The sequence below is a fragment of the Paraburkholderia sp. BR13439 genome, from assembly GCF_040948805.1.
GTDB classification, from domain to species: Bacteria; Pseudomonadota; Gammaproteobacteria; order Burkholderiales; family Burkholderiaceae; genus Paraburkholderia; species Paraburkholderia youngii.
Genome location: NZ_JBFPKN010000010.1, coordinates 176,206 through 195,529, shown reverse-complemented (window position 1 = coordinate 195,529; position 19,324 = coordinate 176,206). Strand labels below are relative to the sequence as shown.

The following is a 19,324-nucleotide window of genomic DNA, read 5'->3' as shown; positions in this document are numbered from 1 at the left end:
CTTCTGAATCCCGAAGCGCGATGCTTCGGGGGCGAAAGACTGTAGTCTTTATTGGGTGGTGCGAGCGTCCGGCACGAGCGTGATTTCGACACGCCGGTTCTTCGCGCGTCCCTCGTCCGACGCGTTGCTCGCGATCGGCCGCGTATCCCCATAGCCCTGAATCGCAAACTGCGTCGGCGCGGTGCCCGACACGTCGATCAGCCAGTCGCGCACGGCTTGCGCGCGTGCCGTGGACAACTTCAGATTGCTCTGCGGATTGCCGACGCTGTCGGTGTGCCCGGCGACCAGAATCCGCTTGTCCGGATGCGCCTTGATCATTTCGAGCGCACCGACCATGGCCCGAGTCGAGCCAGGCTTCAGCTCGGCGCGGCCGCTGTCGAATAGCGACATGCCGTCTAGCGTGACGACCGCCGGCGGCGGAGGCGGCGGCACGTACGATGCGATCGCGGTGTCGAGCGTCGACAGCAACCGCGCACCGCGATACATGCCGAACGCCAGTCGCAACGGCACACCGATGCGCGCGTAACGGTCGAGCTGATCGCGATCGACGACGAGCGCGTGCAGTGCGTCGCGTTTCGCGTTATCGTGCGCGGCCGGAATCATCGAATAACGGCCGAGATCGGCGCCGATGCGATCGAGCAGCGCTTCGTTGTTTTTCGCGGCGGACCACGATGCGACGGCCGCCGCGCAGGCGAGCAGCGTAAGCGCATGCGCGCCGGCGATGCGGCGCGGCGACATCCAGTAGTGCCGCGGGGTTGCTTCGATCAGCGGTTGCGGTAGTGGCCACGGCAGCGGCGATGCGCTGACGGTGGAGCGTGTCACACAGGTTTGCCTCTGCACGTCGCGTCCCCACGGATCGGCCGAACCGCTTGCCGGACCGCAATCGATCCAACCGGCTCCGAACAATTCCCACGGCGCGGCGGGCTGCATCCGGTCGGTCAACGTGCCGATCACGACGCGCTGCGTCCAGCCGACGAGCGACGCGAGCGCCGCCGCGCGCGCGGCACCTGTGGCAGTGGTGTCAGCCGTGCTAATGCCCGCGTCGCCAGGCAGGCGCCGAGTCTCGGCTTCGGCCGCGCGGACCATGAGTTCGAAACGCTCGGCATCGACGATTCGCTTCGCCGACGACACCCCGTGCCACGCAGGCACCGACCGACCGGGCGGGCTCGTGGTCAGCCGCTGATAGACCGCGACATAGCCGGGCAGGCTCGTGCCAAGCGTGCGGGCAGCATCGGCGACGCAATGGCGCACGACGCGCAGCTTCTGGGTGAGCATGTCGGCCCCGACATGCAGCGCGGGCGCCACCGACAGCACGACGCCATCGGGCGCGCGTCCGTCGCGCCACTGCCTGAGCGCCACCGCGAAACGCGGCAACTGCTGCGGATCATCGACGCGCAACCAGATAGCGCCGTCGCCCACGTGTGCGAAGTGCTTCTCGTCATTGCGATCGAACAGAGCTGGCAGACCGTCGCCGGTGACGAGCACGAGCGGCATACAGATTCGCAGCTTCGGCGGAATCCCGGCGGTCGCGGCGCCGAGCGCGGCCAACACTTGCGCACTGCATTCGTTCGCGCGGGACAGCCATAGCGTGCGCCATCCGACGAGTACGCCCACGAGCAAGGCGACGACCGTCGTCAGCGCCGGAGCAACGCCACGTCCGCCCGGCAGCACTAGCCAGATCACCCCGAGTGCCAGCACAGCCGCGAACGCGAGCATCGCGCGCAATGGATAACCAAGCCACTCGTACGCACGCTTGGGCGTACGCGCCGGCGTCGCGGGCAGGATGCGCAGTTCGGACATCACGGCCGCGTGACCTTCGTTTGCACGAGTTGCGCTAGCTGTGCGTCGAGCGCGGTCGACCACACCAGCCAGACGATGGCGGCGGCACCGCATGCGAGCCCCGCGATTGCCCATGGCGAGAGCCGGTAAAACCAGTCGGACAAGCGGCGACCGGGGCGATCGACAATGAAGGTACTTGCGGGCGCCGGGCGAAGTTTCTCCAACTGCGCATGCAGCGAGGTCGTCAACGCCGTGCGCCCCGCTTCGCCGTCGCGCGCAAACCGGCCGATGAAGCCGAGGCTCAGAATCGCCGCGTAGCATTCGAGCAGGTCGACGTGCGGCGACGCTTCACGCATGCGAGCCTCGAGCCGTTCGAACACGCGCTCGCCCGCGTCGTGCAGGTTGAACAGCTCGACTTGCAGCGGTTTGAGTTCCCACGCCGCTCGGCTCTCTGCCGGCAGATAGCGCAGCGCGACTTCATCGAGCAGCCCGCATTGCGCGAGCAACGCTTCGCGGCGTACTTCGTCCGCATAGCCGCGCCGCTCGAGCGCAGTCGAGAAGTTCGCGATCAGCGATCCGCAACGATTGCGGAAGTCGGTTGCGTGGTCCACGTGGCCGCCGGGTGTGAGCGTCGTGACGAGCAGCGCGGTGTCTCGCAGCAGATCGCGAATGCCTTCACGCGTGACCCGGGGCGCGCCGGCCATGCTATCGAGCAACGCCGCCTCGGTGGCGTTTCGGGGCAGGGCGTTCATCAGCGCAGTACCGCGTAAAGTTCGAGCGATGCGTCGGGCACCGACGCCGGCAGATAGATCTGGCAAGCGCGCGCGGCGAGCATCTTCGCGTGCGCCGCGTTCGCTGCATCGAGCGCGAAGTATTGATTGTCGAGGCGCACCGGAATCGCGGACGGCACGCGCGCTACCGCCTTCAGTGGAATGCCGGGCAGCGCCGAATTGATGATGTGCTCGACGTCGTCGGGCGCGCCGATCTTGCACAGGCGCGGGAACTGCTCGGCGAGCTCGAACGCCGGCATCGGCGCGCTGACCGACAGATACCAGTCGGCCGCGCCTTCGACGATGCGCTCTTCGAGGAACCGACCCGCCCACGTGGTCGCGCTCTTGCGCGTGAGGCCGATCGACACGACGCGCGACGGAATGATCGCGTCGAGCAATTCGCGGATCGTGGCCTCGAGCTTCGTGAACACCTCGTCGGCGCGCGCGTGGTCGTAGGCGGGAATGTCGGTGAGCTGCGCGCGCGTCGAGAACGTGATCAATGTGCCGACGAGTTGCGCGAGCGTCGTATACAGCTGCTCGGGCGAGCGGCGCGGATGCGTCGCATAGAGCCGCAGTTGTGGCCACGCCGCGTGAATGCAGTGCAAGAGCCAGAACAGCTGCACGTCGGCGACACCATATTCGGCGACCTGCTCGAGCCGTTCGTTGCGACGCGCTCCGAGCGCGACGCTCTTCGCCTGCAGGATATCGGCCAGACGTTCGATGCGCTCGAGGTGCCGCGGGTGACTGGCGAGCGTCAGGCACGGCGGCACGAAGCGATGATCGACCTGGAACTGGCCGCTGGTGGTGCGCGTGAGCCGTGCGATCGCGCATACCGTGTCGTCGGCATGCGATTCGAAGTCGAACAGCAAGCGCACTGCGTGGCGCTCGGACGCGATCTCGGTTTCGCTGCCGCCGTTCAGATCCACGACCTTGACGAACTCGCGATACGCGCGGCGTGGACGCGCAAGCGATGTTTCGTCGAACCGGCAGTTATTGCCGTTCGCATCCGGCAACGCAAGCGCTGCGAGCACGACGACACTTTGCAGGTTGGCGGGCACGCCTTTTGTCAGATCGCGCGCGGCGGGCAGAGCGTCGCTAAGCGTGGTGTCGATCGGCGTGCCGTCCGCGAAGCGCAACTTGAGCCTCGTGAGCTTCAGACGGCCCGTCGCTAATGCTTCTTCGTCGACCTCGACGCCAAGTGTGCCCCACGGCTCGGCGAGCGCGCAGGTAGCGAACTGCTGTAGCGCGAAACCGGCCCAGCGTTCCTGCTGCTGGAAGTGCTGCTGCGTGAGGATGAGGCCCTCGTGCCAGAGCGGTTTGTCGATCCGCATAGGTGTTTTGGTCTCTCGCGTGTTGGTCATTTAATCCGGATTACTCTGGGATTGCGGATTCTATATGTCTCATTTGGAAGTCGTATACCTCTATTTCGATGGAAATTGAAAATATCACAAAAGTTCAAGAATTTTATATTGAGATGTGGGATGCATTTATCCTGGCGAAGCGATATTTAATTGAGACAGTGTTAAAAACTATGAAAGATAAATTAACAAATTCGGGCAAATGTTCGATCGCGCTGAATTCGCTGACCCGCGCTCAGGGCAGCGGTTCTTCGCGGAAAGTAGATAAGGAAGTATATGGCCTAATAGCGGAGCCGTAGTCAGATAATTCCGAATTTGCATTGCTTCACTATTTTTCACATTTTGTCGGTTTTTGAGTTATCAATAGGCTTTGACGCCGCGACAATAAACCTGCTTTAATATCGATGCAGTTAAAAGCCGCGCACGTCGAAGCCTTGAAGAAGGGTAAATCGGACTACATGGGGAATACGTATGGACAGCTTTCAGCGCGAAATACCGAAGAGTCGCGTCTCAATCACGTTGGACCTGCACACGGGCGGCGCCCAGAAGAGGGTCGAGCTGCCTCTGAAGCTGCTGGTCGCCGGTGATTTCAGCGCGGGACGCGAGCAGGCGCCGCTGGCCGAGCGCAAGAAAGTCAACATCGACAAGACCAACTTCGACGCCGTGTTGGCCGATTACGCGCCGGACCTGAAGATCGCCGCCGAGAACACGCTCGCCGGCGACGGGTCCGAGCTGCCGGTCAAGCTCGCTTTCCGCTCGATGAAGGACTTCGAGCCGGAGCAGGTGGCGCGCCAGATTCCCGAGTTGCAGGCGCTGCTGGCGATGCGCAATCTGCTGCGCGACCTGAAGTCGAATCTGCTCGACAACGGGACATTCCGCCGCGAGTTCGAAAAGGTCCTGAAGGACAAGCGTCTGTCGGACAGGCTGCGCGGCGAGCTCGGGCAGATCGCGACGGCCGCGACCCAGCCGGAAGGCCATGCCTGAGCGGGTAGGGGCGAACAAGGCCTTCGCGGCCTTGCGCAACTACATCGCTGAAAAAACGCAGACAGGAATACAAATGGAACAGAATGAATCGCGTCAGGGCGCGACCCAGACCGTTGTGCTTGATGCCGCTCAGGACGCGTCCTTCGCCGGCGACAGCGTCTACGCGTCGCTGTGCAACAAGATCAACCTGAAACCCGTTTCCGAGGCGCGCCCGCTCGAGGCGTTCCGCGACAACGACATGCTGTCCGAGGTGTCGGCCGACGAGCGCATCGCGCGCGGCATCGGCGCGTTTCTCGAACTCGTTGCGCAATCGAGCCAGCCGGTCGAGCGCCTCGACAAATCGCTGCTCGATTTTCATATCGGCCAGCTCGATCGTCAGATCAGCCGCCAGCTCGATGCTGTGCTGCACACGCCCGAGTTCCAGGCGCTCGAAGGCCGCTGGCGCGGTTTGAAGATGCTGGTGTCGCGCACGGATTTCCGCAAGAACGCGCGTATCGAGGTGCTCGATGTGTCGAAAGATGCACTGCAACGCGACTTCGAAGACACGCCTGAGCTGATCCAGAGCGGCCTGTATCGCCTCACGTACATCGAGGAATACGACACGCCGGGCGGCCAGCCGATCAGCGCGCTGATCAGTGACTTCGAGTTTGCGAATTCGCCGCAGGACGTGGCGTTGTTGCGCAATATCTCGAAGGTCGCGGCGGCGGCGCACATGCCGTTCATCGGCTCGGTCGGCGCACCGTTCTTCGGCAAGAAGTCGATGGAAGAAGTTGCGGCGATCCAGGACATCGGCAACTACTTCGATCGTGCCGAGTACATCAAGTGGAAGAGCTTCCGCGAGACCGACGACGCACGCTACGTCGGCTTGACGATGCCGCGCGTGCTCGGTCGTCTGCCCTATGGCAAAGATACAACACCAGTGCGCGCGTTCAACTACGAGGAAGCGGTGAAGGGACCGGACCACGACCGCTATTTGTGGGTCAACGCGTCGTTCGCGTTTGCGGCGAACATGACTCGCAGTTTTGTGAACAACGGCTGGTGCGTGCAGATTCGTGGTCCGCAGGCGGGCGGCAAAGTCGAGGACCTGCCGGTCCACCTGTATGACCTCGGCACTGGCGTGCAGCCGAAAATCCCGACCGAGGTGCTGATTCCGGAAACGCGCGAGTTCGAGTTTGCGAATCTCGGCTTTATTCCGTTGTCGTTCTACAAGAACCACGACTTCGCGTGTTTCTTCTCGGCGAATTCGACGCAGAAGCCGGCGCAGTATGAAACCAGGGAAGCGACTGCCAATAGCCGCATCAACGCGCGGTTGCCGTACATCTTCCTGCTATCGCGCATCGCGCACTACCTGAAGCTGATCCAGCGAGAAAACATTGGGACGACCAAGGATCGACGGCTACTGGAAATCGAGCTGAACAACTGGATCAAGGGTCTCGTGACCGAGATGAAGGACCCGGGCGATGAGTTGCAGGCGTCGCACCCGCTGCGTGAAGCGAAGGTGACGGTCGAAGACATCGAGGACAACCCGGGCTTCTTCCGCATCAAGCTCTTCATCATCCCGCACTTCCAGGTCGAGGGCATGGATATCGGCCTGTCATTGGTGTCGCAGATGCCGAAGGCGAAGAACTGAGCGGGAGTTTTCTTGCAAGAGTTTGCGGGGGAGTTGCCGGAGCAGTCGTTAGCGGTTGCCTCTGGCCACGTCTTGACACTTGCGCATTCAAGAGGAATTTCATGTCGATGGTATCGCCGTTGCAGGCTTATGAATTGAAGCTGGCTCCGCACCCGGCGCCATTCTCCGTCTTGAGATTCACTGGTGTCGATCAGGTCAGCCAGTTGTACAAGTACGAGATCGAATTCACAAGCCCGGTAGCGGGTATTCCGATGGATCAGGTGCTGGGACGTCGGGCACGGTTCGCCATTGAACCGGGAGATCCGGATATCGACTATCTGCGCAAAATGTTTGGCGAGAACGCCGAGCAGTTCAGTGCGAGGCCACCCGCGCACACGATTCACGGCATCGTGACGCAGTTCGACGAGTTCGACACGTCGGTTGATGAAACGCGCTATCGGGTCGTGCTGGAACCGAAACTCGCCGACCTCGATCGCGGTGTGACGAGCCGGCTGTTTCAGAAACAGTCGGTCGAGGAAATCATTACCGATGCGTTGCGCCACTACGGGTATCGCAGCGGGGTCGACTTCGTGTTTCAGTTGCGTGGGCAGTACAAGCGGCATGAGTACGTCACGCAGTATCACGAGACGACCTTCAGATTTATTCAGAGGTTGTGCGCTCGGGAAGGGATGTGGTTCCGGTGGGAGCAGAAGAAAGACCGCGCAATGATCGTGTTCGGCGACGATCTCGATGCGTACGCACGCAAGCAGCGAACGGTGTCGTTGCGGCGCGATTCGGGGCTCGAGAGTGTCGGCACGGATGCGATCACCTCGCTCGAACGGCGAACGCGGCGGGTGACCGAATCGGTGCGGCTGCATGACTATAACCATCGCCAGGCGGATGTGTCGTTGCTTGTCGAGGAGAACACGGTACGCGGCGACAGCACGACGAACGCGGTCGACTACCACTGGGGCGAGCACTACGAAACACCTGAAGAGGGGCAGCGAATTGCCGGGTTGCGGCATGAGGCGCATCTGGCCGCTCAGGTTACTTTTACCGGCACGGGGAATCCGTTTTGGCTCGAGGCAGGTGAGGTCATGTCGATCCATCCGAATCCAGCCGATGCGAGGCACGGAATCTTCGTGACTTCAGTGAAGTCACGGGGCGCTCGGGATCAAGCGTATCAGGTGACATTCGAGGGGATCCCGTCCGATCGAGTGTGGCGAACTTCGATGACGTCGATTTCTCGGCCTGCCATCGATGGGATCTTGCCGGCGCGGGTTACGTCGCCCGGCAACTATAAGTATGCGTATCTGACCGGGCAAGGTTGGTATGTGATTGTGCTGCCGTTCGATCTCGACCAGTGGAGTCCGGGTGGAACGAGCCGGCCGGTGCGGTTTGCGAAGCCGTATAGCGGAGATGGTTACGGGCATCACTTTCCGTTGATCGATGGGGCGGAAGTGGCGATCGTGTTTACCGCTGGGGATCCGGATCGGCCAGTGATCATCGGGGCGATGCACGACAGTTTGCATCCCGATGTCGTCAATAACCTCAACAACACTCGCAATATCGTTCGGACCGCGGCGCAGAATGAGTTGCGGATGGAGGATAAGGAAGGGGTTGAGCATATCCATCTGGCTACGCCGTTTCAGGCTAGTGAGCTCAATCTGGGGCATATGGTTGATGGGGAGAGGAGGCAGCGGGGAAAAGGTGCGGAACTGCGCACGGACGAGCATGTGGCGGTGCGGGGGGCTAAGGGGATCTACATTTCCGCCGATGCGCAAAGCGGCGCCTCAGGCAGGCAACTCGATATGCGCCCAGCTCAGAGTCTGCTTGAGCAGGCACTGCGGCAGATGCAGGTGCTGGCAGACGCAGCGCAAGCTTCCCAAGCGATCGCGGCCGACTATGAAAAGCAAAAAGCTCTCTTTGACGGGACGCTGAACGAGCTAAAGAAAGCCGGCGTTCTGCTCAGTGCGCCGGACGGAATGGGAATGGTCTCTGGCGATCACCTGCAACTGACAGCAAGCGGAAATCTGATCGCGACGGCGCGTGGCAATGCAGATATCGGTGTTCTCAGGCGATTCACGGTGGCCGCGGGTGAGGCGGTTTCGATGTTTGCCGGCAAGCTCGGGATCAAGCTGTTCGCAGCGAAAGGGAAGGTGGCGATCCAGGCACAGGCCGACGAGATGGCGCTGGCGGCGCTGAAGGACATGACGATCACCAGTTCCGAGGGCCGGGTTGTATTGTCCGCGGCCAAGGAGATCTGGATTGGCGCAGGCGGTTCGTATATCAGCATCAATGCCAACCGGATCGAGAACGGTACACCCGGCGACATTCTCGAGAAGTGTGCAGCGTGGAGCAAGCAAGGATCGACTAGTGTCCAATTGCAACGGCAAGCATTCTTTAACAGTCAACAGGAACGTCTATTCAGCCAGCAGATTTCTGTTGACGCGGCGTTGAATCACTTTTCTGAAATCAATACACCGATCAAATATCAGATCTTCGACGAAACAAACGTGCTGCTTGGCGCGGGTGTACTAGACCATGCCGGGAAGACATTGCGGACGTTTACTGATACATCGCAGAAAGTAAAGACTGTTATCGATCTTCGCGAGGGTCGCTGGACCCACGTGAAGTACGACGATCCATTCCACTTCCCCCGGGAAAGCCTGGGCGATCAGCATCGCGCTATTTTCGACTACGAAGATCATGACGAGTTGATCGCCGGTAAGACCAGCAGCAGTCGGGACCAACGACAGAGCAATACGTCGGATATTTAACGGCGCGCTCGTTGACAAGAGGAACAATAGAGATGAAGTGTCGAGTCGCAAGTCTGTCACTGATGTTGGCAGCTACGATTGCAGTATTTGCAGGCTTTGCGCATGCGCAGGAAGTTCCGCTCGGCTCGCCTGCGGGGTTTATCGCGTCATCGGTCAACAGAGTCGCTGACGGACAGTACTGCGTAAGCGGACGGTCTGTCGATGACACCGCGCTCACAAACACTGCGTGGGTTGCTCTGGTCGATGTTGGCGCTCGAAAAACGGTATGGAAGACACGTCTCCCGTTCAAACAACCGTACGTCAGCAACTACGCGCTGTATTGCGTGCGGACAAACGATGCTTATTTCGTGCTTACCCAGGAGCAGACGCATACAGAAGCGAGTATTAACCAGACCAAAGTGATGCTTAGCAAGCTAGGGCGGGATGGCAAGCTATTGATGCAGCAGCCATTAAGTGTCGGATTCGACGAGTGGGCGTATCTACTCGACGTCAACGGTGATGCCATTACGATTGCGGGCGGTACCGGCGATGAACTCGATCGCAAGGGCAAACTGGCCACCTACATTGCGCGATTCAATGGGCAACTCGAACGCACGGCCCTGACCGTAATGACCAGCGGCGCATTTTGGACCGATGCAAATGCGGCAATAGAGGTCAACCAGTTGAGAGTCGCAGGTCAGTTCCTCCCCACCAAAGGTGGGATTTCGGGGGGGCAAGATGCATTTGCGGTCGCAAAGATCGACGTCGACCGACAGCGGTACCTGTTTTCGACGTATGTTTCGGCGCCAGACGAACGTGCCCGAACCTCGGTGTTCGGGCCAGACGGGAGCGCATATTATGTGGCGACGACGCCGACCCGACTGTTCGTGGCGGTCGTTTCACCTGTGGGCAAGCTGGTCCAGCAGTTTGCGACACAGAAGATTGTCTGTGACCTCACATCGATTGGCGTGCGTGGTTCGAGGATTGACGTGATCGGAACCACATGCGACAAGCCGCGTGTGAGTACTCTTGCTGAAATCGATCTGGCAACTCAACGAGCCGTTTTGACTCGCCGTATCACCGGGAAGATAAGTGCTGCGCGCTTCGATGGAGACACGTGGGCGGCAGTGGTAGACACCGGCGATCGCGGCATTGTGCTGCGGCACGAAGCACAGTGACGGCGAGGAGAATCATGAGCGAATACACGTACGAGGACAAGCTTGCGTTCGTGAAAAAACTCTATTGTCCTGCACGACAGGTTGCGGCGGAAACGGGGTGTTCGTGGGAACTGATTCTCGCACAGGCGGTGCAGGAAACCGGCTGGGGAAAGCATGTGCTTCCCGGGACGAACAATATCTTCAACATCAAGGCAGACGCGGGTTGGCGCGGCGAGTCGAGAATGTTTCACGTCTGGGAGATGAGCACCGGCGGAGAGAAGGTATGGGTCGACGACTTGTTTCGTGTTTATGAGAGCGTGCTTGACAGTTTGCGCGATCGGCAGAGATTTCTCGCGGCTAACCCTCGATTTGCTCGCGCTGGTCTTTTTGAAGCGGACGTCAAAGGTGACCTCGTCAGTGAAGCCAAAGTATTGCAGAAGGCGGGTTACGCGACTGATCCGAATTATGCGTCAGAGTTGGAAAAGGTCTATAAAGGGCGGTCAATGCAACGCGCGATTACTGCCGCGAGAGCGGAAGGTTGTGCAGGATGCTTGCCCGTAGTCAACGTGCGAGTGCTCGATGCCGGGCGGCAACCGATCGCAAATGCCAAACTCAAGGTGACGCAAGGCGCGAAGACGGCTGAGCTTTCGACAGACTCGGCCGGTCACGCGCAGATTCAGGCGGCGCAATCCGGTGGGCCTGTGTCTGTATGGGTATGGTCTGAGCATGACCATCAGTGGGCGACCGTTGATGGAACCGTGACGCCGACGCCTGCACCGACGGCCATGACGTTGATCGCGCCGACGATTACAGTCGTTCTGTCCACCGAGCCTCACAAGCAATCCAGTGCGTCGCCAGGTCCACCAGATTCCGCGGCGTCCAGCGAGCCGGCGGTCGTTCTGGGCAAGAGTCAATACGAAACATATTCGATCAAGAAGGGCGATTCGCTCAGCCGTATCGCGAAAGCTCACTCGACAAGCTACGTTACTCTTGCAGAGCTGAACGGAATTGTATCGCCGTACTATGTCTATCCGGGTCAGATCATCAAAGTTCCCCTGAGTACAGCGAGAAAGGGGGAAACGCCTACCTCCGAGGTTGCGGTACATAAAGCGCATGATACGAAGCAAGGCAATGCGCTTCATGTCATTCAATACCGGAGCGAAGCAGATCATCCGCAAACCGATTTGATGCTGGGCCGCCACGCGCCATGGATGGAAATTGCCGAGCGAGAGTTCAAAGCAGGCGTTCGCCAACGTGGCGCGAAGCATCCAGATCAGCACATCCTCGAGTACTTCACGGCGACGTCGGCTGGTCGACAGAAGACTGACACGATTGCATATTGCGCTGCCTTCATTAATTGGTGCTTGACCCAATCTGGATACAACGGAAGCCATAGTGCAATGGCCAACTCATTCGCGAAATGGGGGCGGGCAACCCGTGGAAACAAACCGGCATATGGCGCCGTTGCGCTGGTGCACTTTCCCGAGGGCGGTTATCACGTCACGTTTGTCAATGGCAGACCTTCAAACGTGATCAATGGACGGCTGATCGCGACGTTAGGCGGGAATCAAGGACATGCGCATGAGGTGAGCCACAGTAAATTGCCGGCGTCATGGGTCGTGCATTATCGCTTCCCTGTTGGCTATGTGGAATTAGACGAAGATTATGAGCTGGATAAAGTTCAAGTCGATTCGGCTGCAATGACGGCTGCTTCGACGCGCTGAGTCTATTGGTCGGTCACTACAGGGACATTACTCGACGTTATGAAGAATAAATTCGTTTCCGCAACACTTATCGCGTCATTCACGACTCTTCCTGCGACGGCGAACGCATTCACGACCACAACGCTGAGCGCATATGAGTCGCCATATCCAGCGACTATTTCACTTCGAGATGCGGGAAGTACGGTTTCAGGTAAGCGTGTGATCGCATACCGAATCGTGACCAGTTCGTCCATTTGCCCTGCAACGTTTGAAGGAAAGGCGGAGTTCACTGCAAAGTTCGATGACCGCGAGGACGATTCGGCCTTTTTGCGTAACGGCGATGTCGTGAAGACGAATATCTTCAAAGGCACAGTTCCAAACGGAAGTATCACGATCACCATCGACGTGGAGTCAAGCAAGCCTAAATATGCGGAGATCCTGATCGAGCGGAGCTCTGGTGTTGGAGACGGATGTTTCTTGAACGGGAAATTGGGGCTCCTGTTTTTCTGAAGGCGCGGGTGGTCCTTGGTCAGTCTGGTCCGGAGTGTTTTAGAGAAAATGATCGATTTGATTCGTTTGGGCGACGCTACCGACCATGGAGGGACGGTCATATCGGCCTCCGACACGATGTGTTTCGATGGCAGATATGTTGCACGTAAAGGCGATGAGGTGACGTGCCCGCGGCATGATACTCGTCCTAATCTCATCGTCGACGGGGACGAAGCCTTGTTGGATGGCGGCGTGCCGATCGCTCGACATGGCTATCGAGCCATGTGTGGATGCCATCTGATTTCGAGTCTATTGTGAAGGGCAGGCTATGCCAGTAGAACTGCCCGAATTAGAGTCATCCGAGGTCCCGCCGGAACTTCCGCGCGCGATAGCCTGGCTTGGTTTATTTGTCGTAGTCATGCTCGCGGGTGTGATCGTCGCCTTGTTGACATGGTCGACGGGCGAACCCATCAATACCTTGTGGTTTTGGATACGTCTGCTCGGGTTTCCCGCCTTGACGTGGTTTGCGTTGTTCGGCTTGCGTTTGCACTACTACGGCGAAGAGATGCAGCGACTTCAGGCAGAAAGAGAGGTTCGGTCACGGGACAGAGACGCGGCACTTCGATTCGGTAGCGAGCCGCTGGCGGTTCTGGGCTTCGAATATTTGACTGCGTTGGGCCATGAGAAAGTCGCCGCCAGAATCGCCAAGGGCGAATCCATGTTGAGTGCACGAACATCGCGCAACGGGATGGTCGCGGTGCGGCACACCGCACTAACATTGGAGGGCACGGACATACTTTCCCGTTACCGCGCTTGCTTTGATGCGCTGTTGGAGCGAATTAGCGACGCGGTGACGGCGATACCGCAAGAGGTGCCGTTCAGCGTTCGATTGCATTTGCCAGCTGATGGAGATCGGCAATCCTTGCTTCGGACGTGGGAAGTGTGCTGGGCTGCAAAAAATTTGCGGCCGACGAAGACGAAGACGTTGAGCGTGATTCAAGGTCTGATGGCGCTCGATCAATGGCTCGATGTCCGCGGCGGCTCGGGCTTGGAAAAAGCGACATTGTATGTTTCGGTTCAACTGCATGAGCACGCGTCGCAATCGAGTGCGGAAGCGGCGGTTTGCGTGCTGCTTGCGTGGGCTCCCCTTGCTGAGCGGTGTGCGTTGAAGACGAAGGCATTGCTGCATCGGCCTGTGGAAACCGAAGCTGGAGATTTGAAAGCGGGAATTTCCCGAGCCTTGCTGTGGGGCAACGCGACAAGTGCCGGTATCAAAGTTCTTTGGCAGGCCGGTTTGACGGGCACGCTCAAGGCGGACCTGCTTCGAGTTGCCTCGGAAGTGAATCTGGGTGTAGCCCAAACAGTGGGACTTCCGGGCGTACACGACATCGATCTGGCCGTCGGTATGCCGGGCGTCTGCGCTGGGTGGCTCGCCGTTGCGCTTGGTATTGAAAGTGCGATGCAAACAGCGGCACCTCAACTTATCGCGTGGCACGAAGCGACATTGAGATTCGCTGTTGTCAACGCTGCTCGCGGACAAGAAGAAATGGCACCCAAAGCATGACTATTCGCAAAATCCAGGGATACTGGATTCTCGTCTGCTCAGCGACGGCAATCGCGGCCATCCTCGCATATTTCAAAGGCGCCGCTCTTAATCCATCACCTTCGTATCGGGTGCTGGTGGTAGTGCTGGTCGGAAGCGCTGTTCTTCTGTTGCGCGCGCCGCTTTCCTGTGGCTGGAGAGTCTTCGCGCGCAATGCGCCTGGCCGCTCTGCGAGGCAGTATGACCGTGACCCGTCGGCTCGTGTCGGTGCAGCTACACGCGATGCGACACTCGACCGCAATGCACATCGCGGCAAAAGCCTGCGCGAAGCGCTCCGCGACCTCCACGGCCGCCACTGGCGCTACCGCAACCGCTGGCTCCTGCTAACCGGCGACCTCCCCCTGGTAAAACGCCTCGCCCCGGGCCTCGCCGAAACCGGCTACGCCATCACCGGCAACACAGTCCTGCTCTACGCAGCTCAAACCAGCACGACCCTCGACACCACCTGGCTCACCCAAATCCGCCGCCTGCGCCGCCGCCGGCCGATCGACGCAATCGTCGCAATAACCAGCAACCGCAGCTCAGCCAACTCCCCCTTCAACGCCGACGCGCTCGCCCAACGCCTCGCGCGCCACGCGCGTGCACTGCGCTGGTCCGCGCCTGCCTATCTGCTCAACGTAACGGACTTCAGCACCGAACCGAAGTGCGACGACGAAGCGATCGGCCTAACGTGGTCAAACGCGCGCATGCACGCGGCCCACATCGACGACTCGCTACAAAACCTCACCCGCCACCTCGCGGACGCCGGCGTCCTGCGCCTCGCCGACGACAAACACGATCGTTACCCCGCGGAGTTATCGCAACACATCGAAAGGCTTTCCAGCGCGTTGTCAGGAGTGATCGCACAAACGGCGCATTCACGTTACTGGCGCCAGGGCGTCCACGGCCTTCTGTTCGCGCCGCTCTTCAAGGAGCGCGAACTAGCCGCGCCCGCGACCCTGGGCGACGACAAAGACAAGGCAGGTGAAGACGCCGAGGCGGAACGCATCGCCCCCCAACACCGCACCGTCTGGCAAACCATCGCCGACCACAGTCGCAAGCTCCACGGCCACCGCATCGGCTTCTCTCTATCGACCACGGCCGCGTGGACAGTCACCGCGGCGATCACCCTATGGATCACCGGCACGATGATCTCGGGTTTCACGAACCGCACAACGATCCAAACCGCCGCCGACACTCTAACGAAGCTCGCAGAAGCACACGACCCAACCCGATCGATACAAACGCTCGACACACTCGACAAGCAGATCGACACACTCGAATCCCACCAGCTTGACGGCGCCCCACACCTCGCACGTTTCGGCCTGAACCGCGACACCGCGCTACTAAACGCCCTGTGGCCCAGCTATGAAAACGCCGCTGGCCGCATTCTCGTCGGCCCGATCCGCGAGAAGCTGGAGGCGCGGCTGCATCAGCTTGCGTCACTGACCGACGCCGAGATTGCGAGCGGCGGCAGCGGCGAGGAGCAGGCCGCCTACGACACGCTGAAGACCTACATGATGCTCGCCAGGCCCGAACGCGCGGCCGCTGCCTTCCTCGCACCGCAGCTCACCGCGACGTCCGCGCCCACGCGTCCCGACAACTCGCCGCTGTCGGCCGGCGCATGGGAGGACCTGCGTCAGCACACCATCACCTTCTTCGCGAATCATCTAGGGCGTCGTGCATCGACAAGCGGCTCGTCGCTCGCGATCGTCGATAACATCGGACTCATCTCGGCGACGCGCCAAACGATCATCGGCGTGCGCGGTATCCAGAACTCGACGGACGCGGTCTATCAGCAGATCCTCGACGACGCGAAAGCCAAGTATCCGCCCGTGTCGCTCGCGACGCTGCTCGGCGACACATCGAGCCGCGGTCTGTTCAGCACGACGGCCACGGTCCCCGGCGTCTTCACGCGCACGGCGTGGGAGGAACGCATCGCAAAAGCGATCGACGACGCGAGCGAGCAGAGCAACGTCACGGGCGACTGGGTGCTGTCGGACGTCGAAAACAAAACCGAGCCGCCGTCGTCGCTGAAAGCCGGGCTGCGTCAGCGCTATTTCGACGATTACGCGCGCGCCTGGGGCCTGTTCCTGAACAGCCTGCGCTGGCAATCGGCACCGACGCTGTCCGCGACCGCCGATCAGCTAACGCTGCTCGGCGACCCACAGCGCTCGCCGCTCGTGATGCTGATGAACGCGATCGTCTATCAGGCGGGCACGGGCGCGCGCCCGCAATCGCTGTCGGACACGCTGGTCAGCAAAGCGCAGCAACTGGTCCACGCAGACCAAGAAAATCCGTCGAAGCAAACGCCGCCGCCGCTTGCACCGCTCGCGGTCGCGTTCGGGCCGATCCTGCGGCTTGCCGGCAACGATCTCGCGTCCGGCGCCACGCGGGCGAACGCGAACTCCACCGCGCAACTGGCCGCGACCGGTGATCTCAGCGTCGCGCGCTATCTCGAACGCGTGACCGCGATGCGTCTGAAGATCGGGCAGATCGTGTCGAGTCCCGACACCGACGCGATGTCGCGCATCGCCGCGCAGGCGGTGCTGCAGGGCAAGACCTCGGACATCGCCGACAGCCGCGATTACGCGAGCCGCCTTGCCGCGAGTCTCGGCGAACGGTGGGCCGGCTTCGGCGGGCTGTTCCAGGCGCCGCTCGATCAAACTTGGCAGGTGCTGGTGCAGCCGGCCGCGGCGAGCCTCAACGAGATCTGGCGCACGGCGATTGTCGCTGACTGGAACGGCGCGTTCGGTGGGCGCTATCCGTTCGCGGACTCCGACAACGACGCGTCGCTGCCGGAAATGGCGCGCTTCATGCGCCCCGAGAAGGGCGTGATTACGCAGTTCGTGACGACGCAACTGGCGGGTGTGGTCGAACGCCAGGGCGATCGCTGGATCGCCGCGCAGGGCGCGAGCCACGGCCGCGCATTGACGCTCGATCCCACGTTCCTCGACGGACTAAACAAAATTACGCGCGCATCGACGGTGCTGTTCCCGTCCGGCGACGCCCACCTGCGCTACGAATTGCGCGCGGTGCCGACGCCGGGCGTCACCGACACGCGCTTCGTGCTGTCGGGCCGCGAACTGCATTACTTCAACCAGAAGGAAGAGTGGACGCCATTCCTGTGGCCCGGCGATTCGCTCGAAAACCTGTCGCGTATCGAATGGCAGACCGAACACGGCGGCCTGCGCTCGGCACTCGACGCCCAAGGCCGCTTTGGCCTGATCCGTCTGCTCGAACGAGCGCAGGTGTCGCAACAGGACGCCGCGCGCTATGTGCTGTCGTGGCAGCCCGACCAGAGCGAGGGCATCCCATTGCGCGTGCAGCTGCGCAACGAGACGGGCGCGGGCCCGCTCGAAGTGCTCTCGCTGCGTCACTTCAAGCTACCCGCGCGAATCTTCGTGACCGGCAACCCAAAGAGCGCGCCGAAGGTATCCGGGGCGAACCCGCCGCCACCATTGCCGCCCGCGGCGCTCAACGCGGCGAAGCACGCGACCGTGGGCTTGCCGCAAGGTTCGCTGCCGGAGGTCGAATAAATGCTGTCGAGTTTGTTGAAGACGCTGTTCCCGTCGCGCGACGAGGAACAACGCGTACGCGCGCGTCTCGATGCGTGGAGCGCATGGCTGCAGCCGCTGCCCGGCGAGCACGGCTGCGGCCGCGACCCGGGCTATGAAGACCTGTTCTTCGAGTTGCGCGACGAAACGCAAAAACTCTCCGGTATCGACCACAGCCTGGTCGTCCGTTCGTGCGAGCAGTTGCTGAAGGAGACCGGCAAGGATCTGCGTGTCGCCGGTTACTACGCGTTTGCACGTCTGCGCGCGGACGGTCCTTCCGGCTTCGCAGACGGGCTCGAACTCGCGGCGTCGCTCGTCGAGCGCTTCGGCGAGAATGTGCTGCCCGCGCGCGCCGAGGCAAAGAAGGGCGCGCTCGACATGCTTGCCACCACACGCGTCATCGAACTGCTCGAGAGTCGCGGCGAGTTCGCGGCGGCCGACCTCGAACGCGCGATCGCCGCGCTCGATCTGCTTGTCACGCGTACGGCCACATGGACCGACGCAGCTCGGCCGAATTTCGCCGCGCTGGTCGCGCGCTTCGAGCAGAACGACGCATCGACGCGTGGCAATGAACTCGATTCCGCAACCTCACCCCCATCGCCGGGCCCAGCTTTTACAGGCAGCCCGAACGTCTCGATCGCATCGACGCGCGACCTGCTCGATCAGGCCCGCTCAATGGCGCTGTGGCTACGCGACGAGGAGAACGGTTACCTATCGTCGGTGCGGCTCGTCCGCACGGTTCGCTGGGACACGCTGCACGAAGTGCCGCCCGCCGATGCGGCATCACGCACACGTCTGATGCCACCGCGCGGCGAGCTGCGTCAGCAGATGAAACGGCTCGTGCTGCAAAAGCAGTGGCATGAGCTGCTCGAACGCGTCGAGGGCGCATTCCTGGAGGGCGTCAATCACCTGTGGTTCGATCTGCAGTATTTCCAGCACGTCGCACTCGATCACGTCGGCGCGCCCTACAGCGCATGGCGCGAACAGTTGCGCGCGGATTTCGCGCTGTTTCTCGAACGCTTGCCTGGCATCGAGCGCCTGGCGTTCAACGACGGCACGCCGTTCGCCGACGACACATCGCTCGAATGGATCGCACGTCACGCGGTAGTGCGCAACATCGAGGCGGGCGAGAGTATCGCGCCGCTGCCGGTAGCGGCCGGCAACGACCACGAAGCGACCGGCGACTGGCCCGAGATCGAAGCGCAGGCGCGCGATCTCGCGGGGCGGGGTGGCATCGAGGCCGCGTTTGCCTGGCTCGAAGGGTTGCCCGGCCTTCGCACCGATCGGCATCGCTACCTGCAGCGGCTAGTGATGGCGCGCCTCGCCGATCACGCGGGTCGCGCGGACACGGCGCTCGCACTGCTCACCGAACTCGACACGAGCGCACGCTCGCTGCCACTCACGCGCTGGGAACCCGCGCTCGTGTTCGAGGTGAAGCAGCAGTTGCTGCGCGCGTTGAACGCGCTGAGCAACCGCAAGGACGCCGATAGGCCCGCGCTCGCGCGCCGCATCGGCGAACTGCAAGCCGAGCTGACCGTGCTGGACCCGGCGCGGGCGTTGATCTTCTGATAAGAACA

Annotated in this window: 13 protein-coding genes; 10 read left to right on the top strand and 3 right to left on the bottom strand. The window is 61.2% G+C overall.

Features of this window, described 5'->3' with window-relative positions; genetic code table 11:
- Window positions 1-48: 48 nt before the first annotated feature.
- Genes AB3X96_RS21050 through tssK form a run of 3 tightly spaced genes read right to left on the bottom strand, consistent with a single transcriptional unit; the run spans window position 49 to window position 3,880 of the window.
- Window positions 49-1,803 (bottom strand): OmpA family protein, encoded by a 1,755-nt coding sequence (locus tag AB3X96_RS21050; RefSeq protein WP_368591212.1) that lies wholly within the window; start codon window positions 1,801-1,803, stop codon window positions 49-51.
- On the bottom strand, window positions 1,800-2,531 hold the full coding sequence (locus AB3X96_RS21045) for a DotU family type IV/VI secretion system protein (RefSeq protein ID WP_368591211.1): 732 nt from the start codon (window positions 2,529-2,531) through the stop codon (window positions 1,800-1,802). The genes AB3X96_RS21050 and AB3X96_RS21045 overlap by 4 nt, the downstream gene beginning before the upstream one ends.
- On the bottom strand, window positions 2,531-3,880 hold the full coding sequence (gene tssK / locus AB3X96_RS21040) for a type VI secretion system baseplate subunit TssK (RefSeq protein ID WP_368591301.1): 1,350 nt from the start codon (window positions 3,878-3,880) through the stop codon (window positions 2,531-2,533). Before tssK ends, AB3X96_RS21045 begins: the two co-directional genes overlap by 1 nt.
- Window positions 3,881-4,378: 498 nt before the next feature.
- On the opposite strand from tssK, the gene tssB reads away from it, so the two are divergent.
- The 10 genes from tssB to tssA all read left to right on the top strand — a co-directional run bounded on the left by tssB (window position 4,379) and on the right by tssA (window position 19,316).
- Window positions 4,379-4,891, top strand: a complete 513-nt coding sequence (tssB, locus tag AB3X96_RS21035; protein WP_368591210.1) for a type VI secretion system contractile sheath small subunit — start codon at window positions 4,379-4,381, stop codon at window positions 4,889-4,891.
- Window positions 4,892-4,964: 73 nt separating this feature from the next.
- Window positions 4,965-6,521 carry a type VI secretion system contractile sheath large subunit gene (tssC, locus tag AB3X96_RS21030; RefSeq protein ID WP_368591209.1) on the top strand — a complete coding sequence of 519 codons (1,557 nt, stop codon included), beginning with the start codon at window positions 4,965-4,967 and terminating at the stop codon, window positions 6,519-6,521.
- Between the two features lie 101 nt (window positions 6,522-6,622).
- Window positions 6,623-9,280 (top strand): type VI secretion system Vgr family protein, encoded by a 2,658-nt coding sequence (locus AB3X96_RS21025; RefSeq protein WP_368591208.1) that lies wholly within the window; start codon window positions 6,623-6,625, stop codon window positions 9,278-9,280.
- A gap of 32 nt (window positions 9,281-9,312) precedes the next feature.
- The gene (locus tag AB3X96_RS21020; protein ID WP_368591207.1) at window positions 9,313-10,437 is read left to right on the top strand and encodes a hypothetical protein; all 1,125 of its coding nucleotides are present in this window, start codon (window positions 9,313-9,315) and stop codon (window positions 10,435-10,437) included.
- A 14-nt stretch (window positions 10,438-10,451) separates the two neighbouring features.
- Window positions 10,452-12,140 carry a TIGR02594 family protein gene (locus AB3X96_RS21015; protein ID WP_368591206.1) on the top strand — a complete coding sequence of 563 codons (1,689 nt, stop codon included), beginning with the start codon at window positions 10,452-10,454 and terminating at the stop codon, window positions 12,138-12,140.
- Between the two features lie 39 nt (window positions 12,141-12,179).
- On the top strand, window positions 12,180-12,629 hold the full coding sequence (locus AB3X96_RS21010; RefSeq protein WP_368591205.1) for a hypothetical protein: 450 nt from the start codon (window positions 12,180-12,182) through the stop codon (window positions 12,627-12,629).
- Between the two features lie 48 nt (window positions 12,630-12,677).
- Entirely contained in the window at window positions 12,678-12,926 is a 249-nt protein-coding gene (locus tag AB3X96_RS21005) for a PAAR domain-containing protein (protein WP_368591204.1), read from the top strand.
- A 10-nt stretch (window positions 12,927-12,936) separates the two neighbouring features.
- Window positions 12,937-14,172, top strand: coding sequence for a hypothetical protein (locus tag AB3X96_RS21000; protein WP_368591203.1), 1,236 nt, complete (start codon window positions 12,937-12,939; stop codon window positions 14,170-14,172).
- On the top strand, window positions 14,169-17,729 hold the full coding sequence (locus AB3X96_RS20995) for an ImcF-related family protein (protein ID WP_368591202.1): 3,561 nt from the start codon (window positions 14,169-14,171) through the stop codon (window positions 17,727-17,729). The genes AB3X96_RS21000 and AB3X96_RS20995 overlap by 4 nt, the downstream gene beginning before the upstream one ends.
- A complete protein-coding gene (gene tssA, locus AB3X96_RS20990; RefSeq protein WP_368591201.1) occupies window positions 17,730-19,316 on the top strand; it encodes a type VI secretion system protein TssA in 1,587 nt (528 codons plus the stop codon). It abuts the gene before it with no gap.
- The last annotated feature ends 8 nt before the right edge of the window (window positions 19,317-19,324 follow it).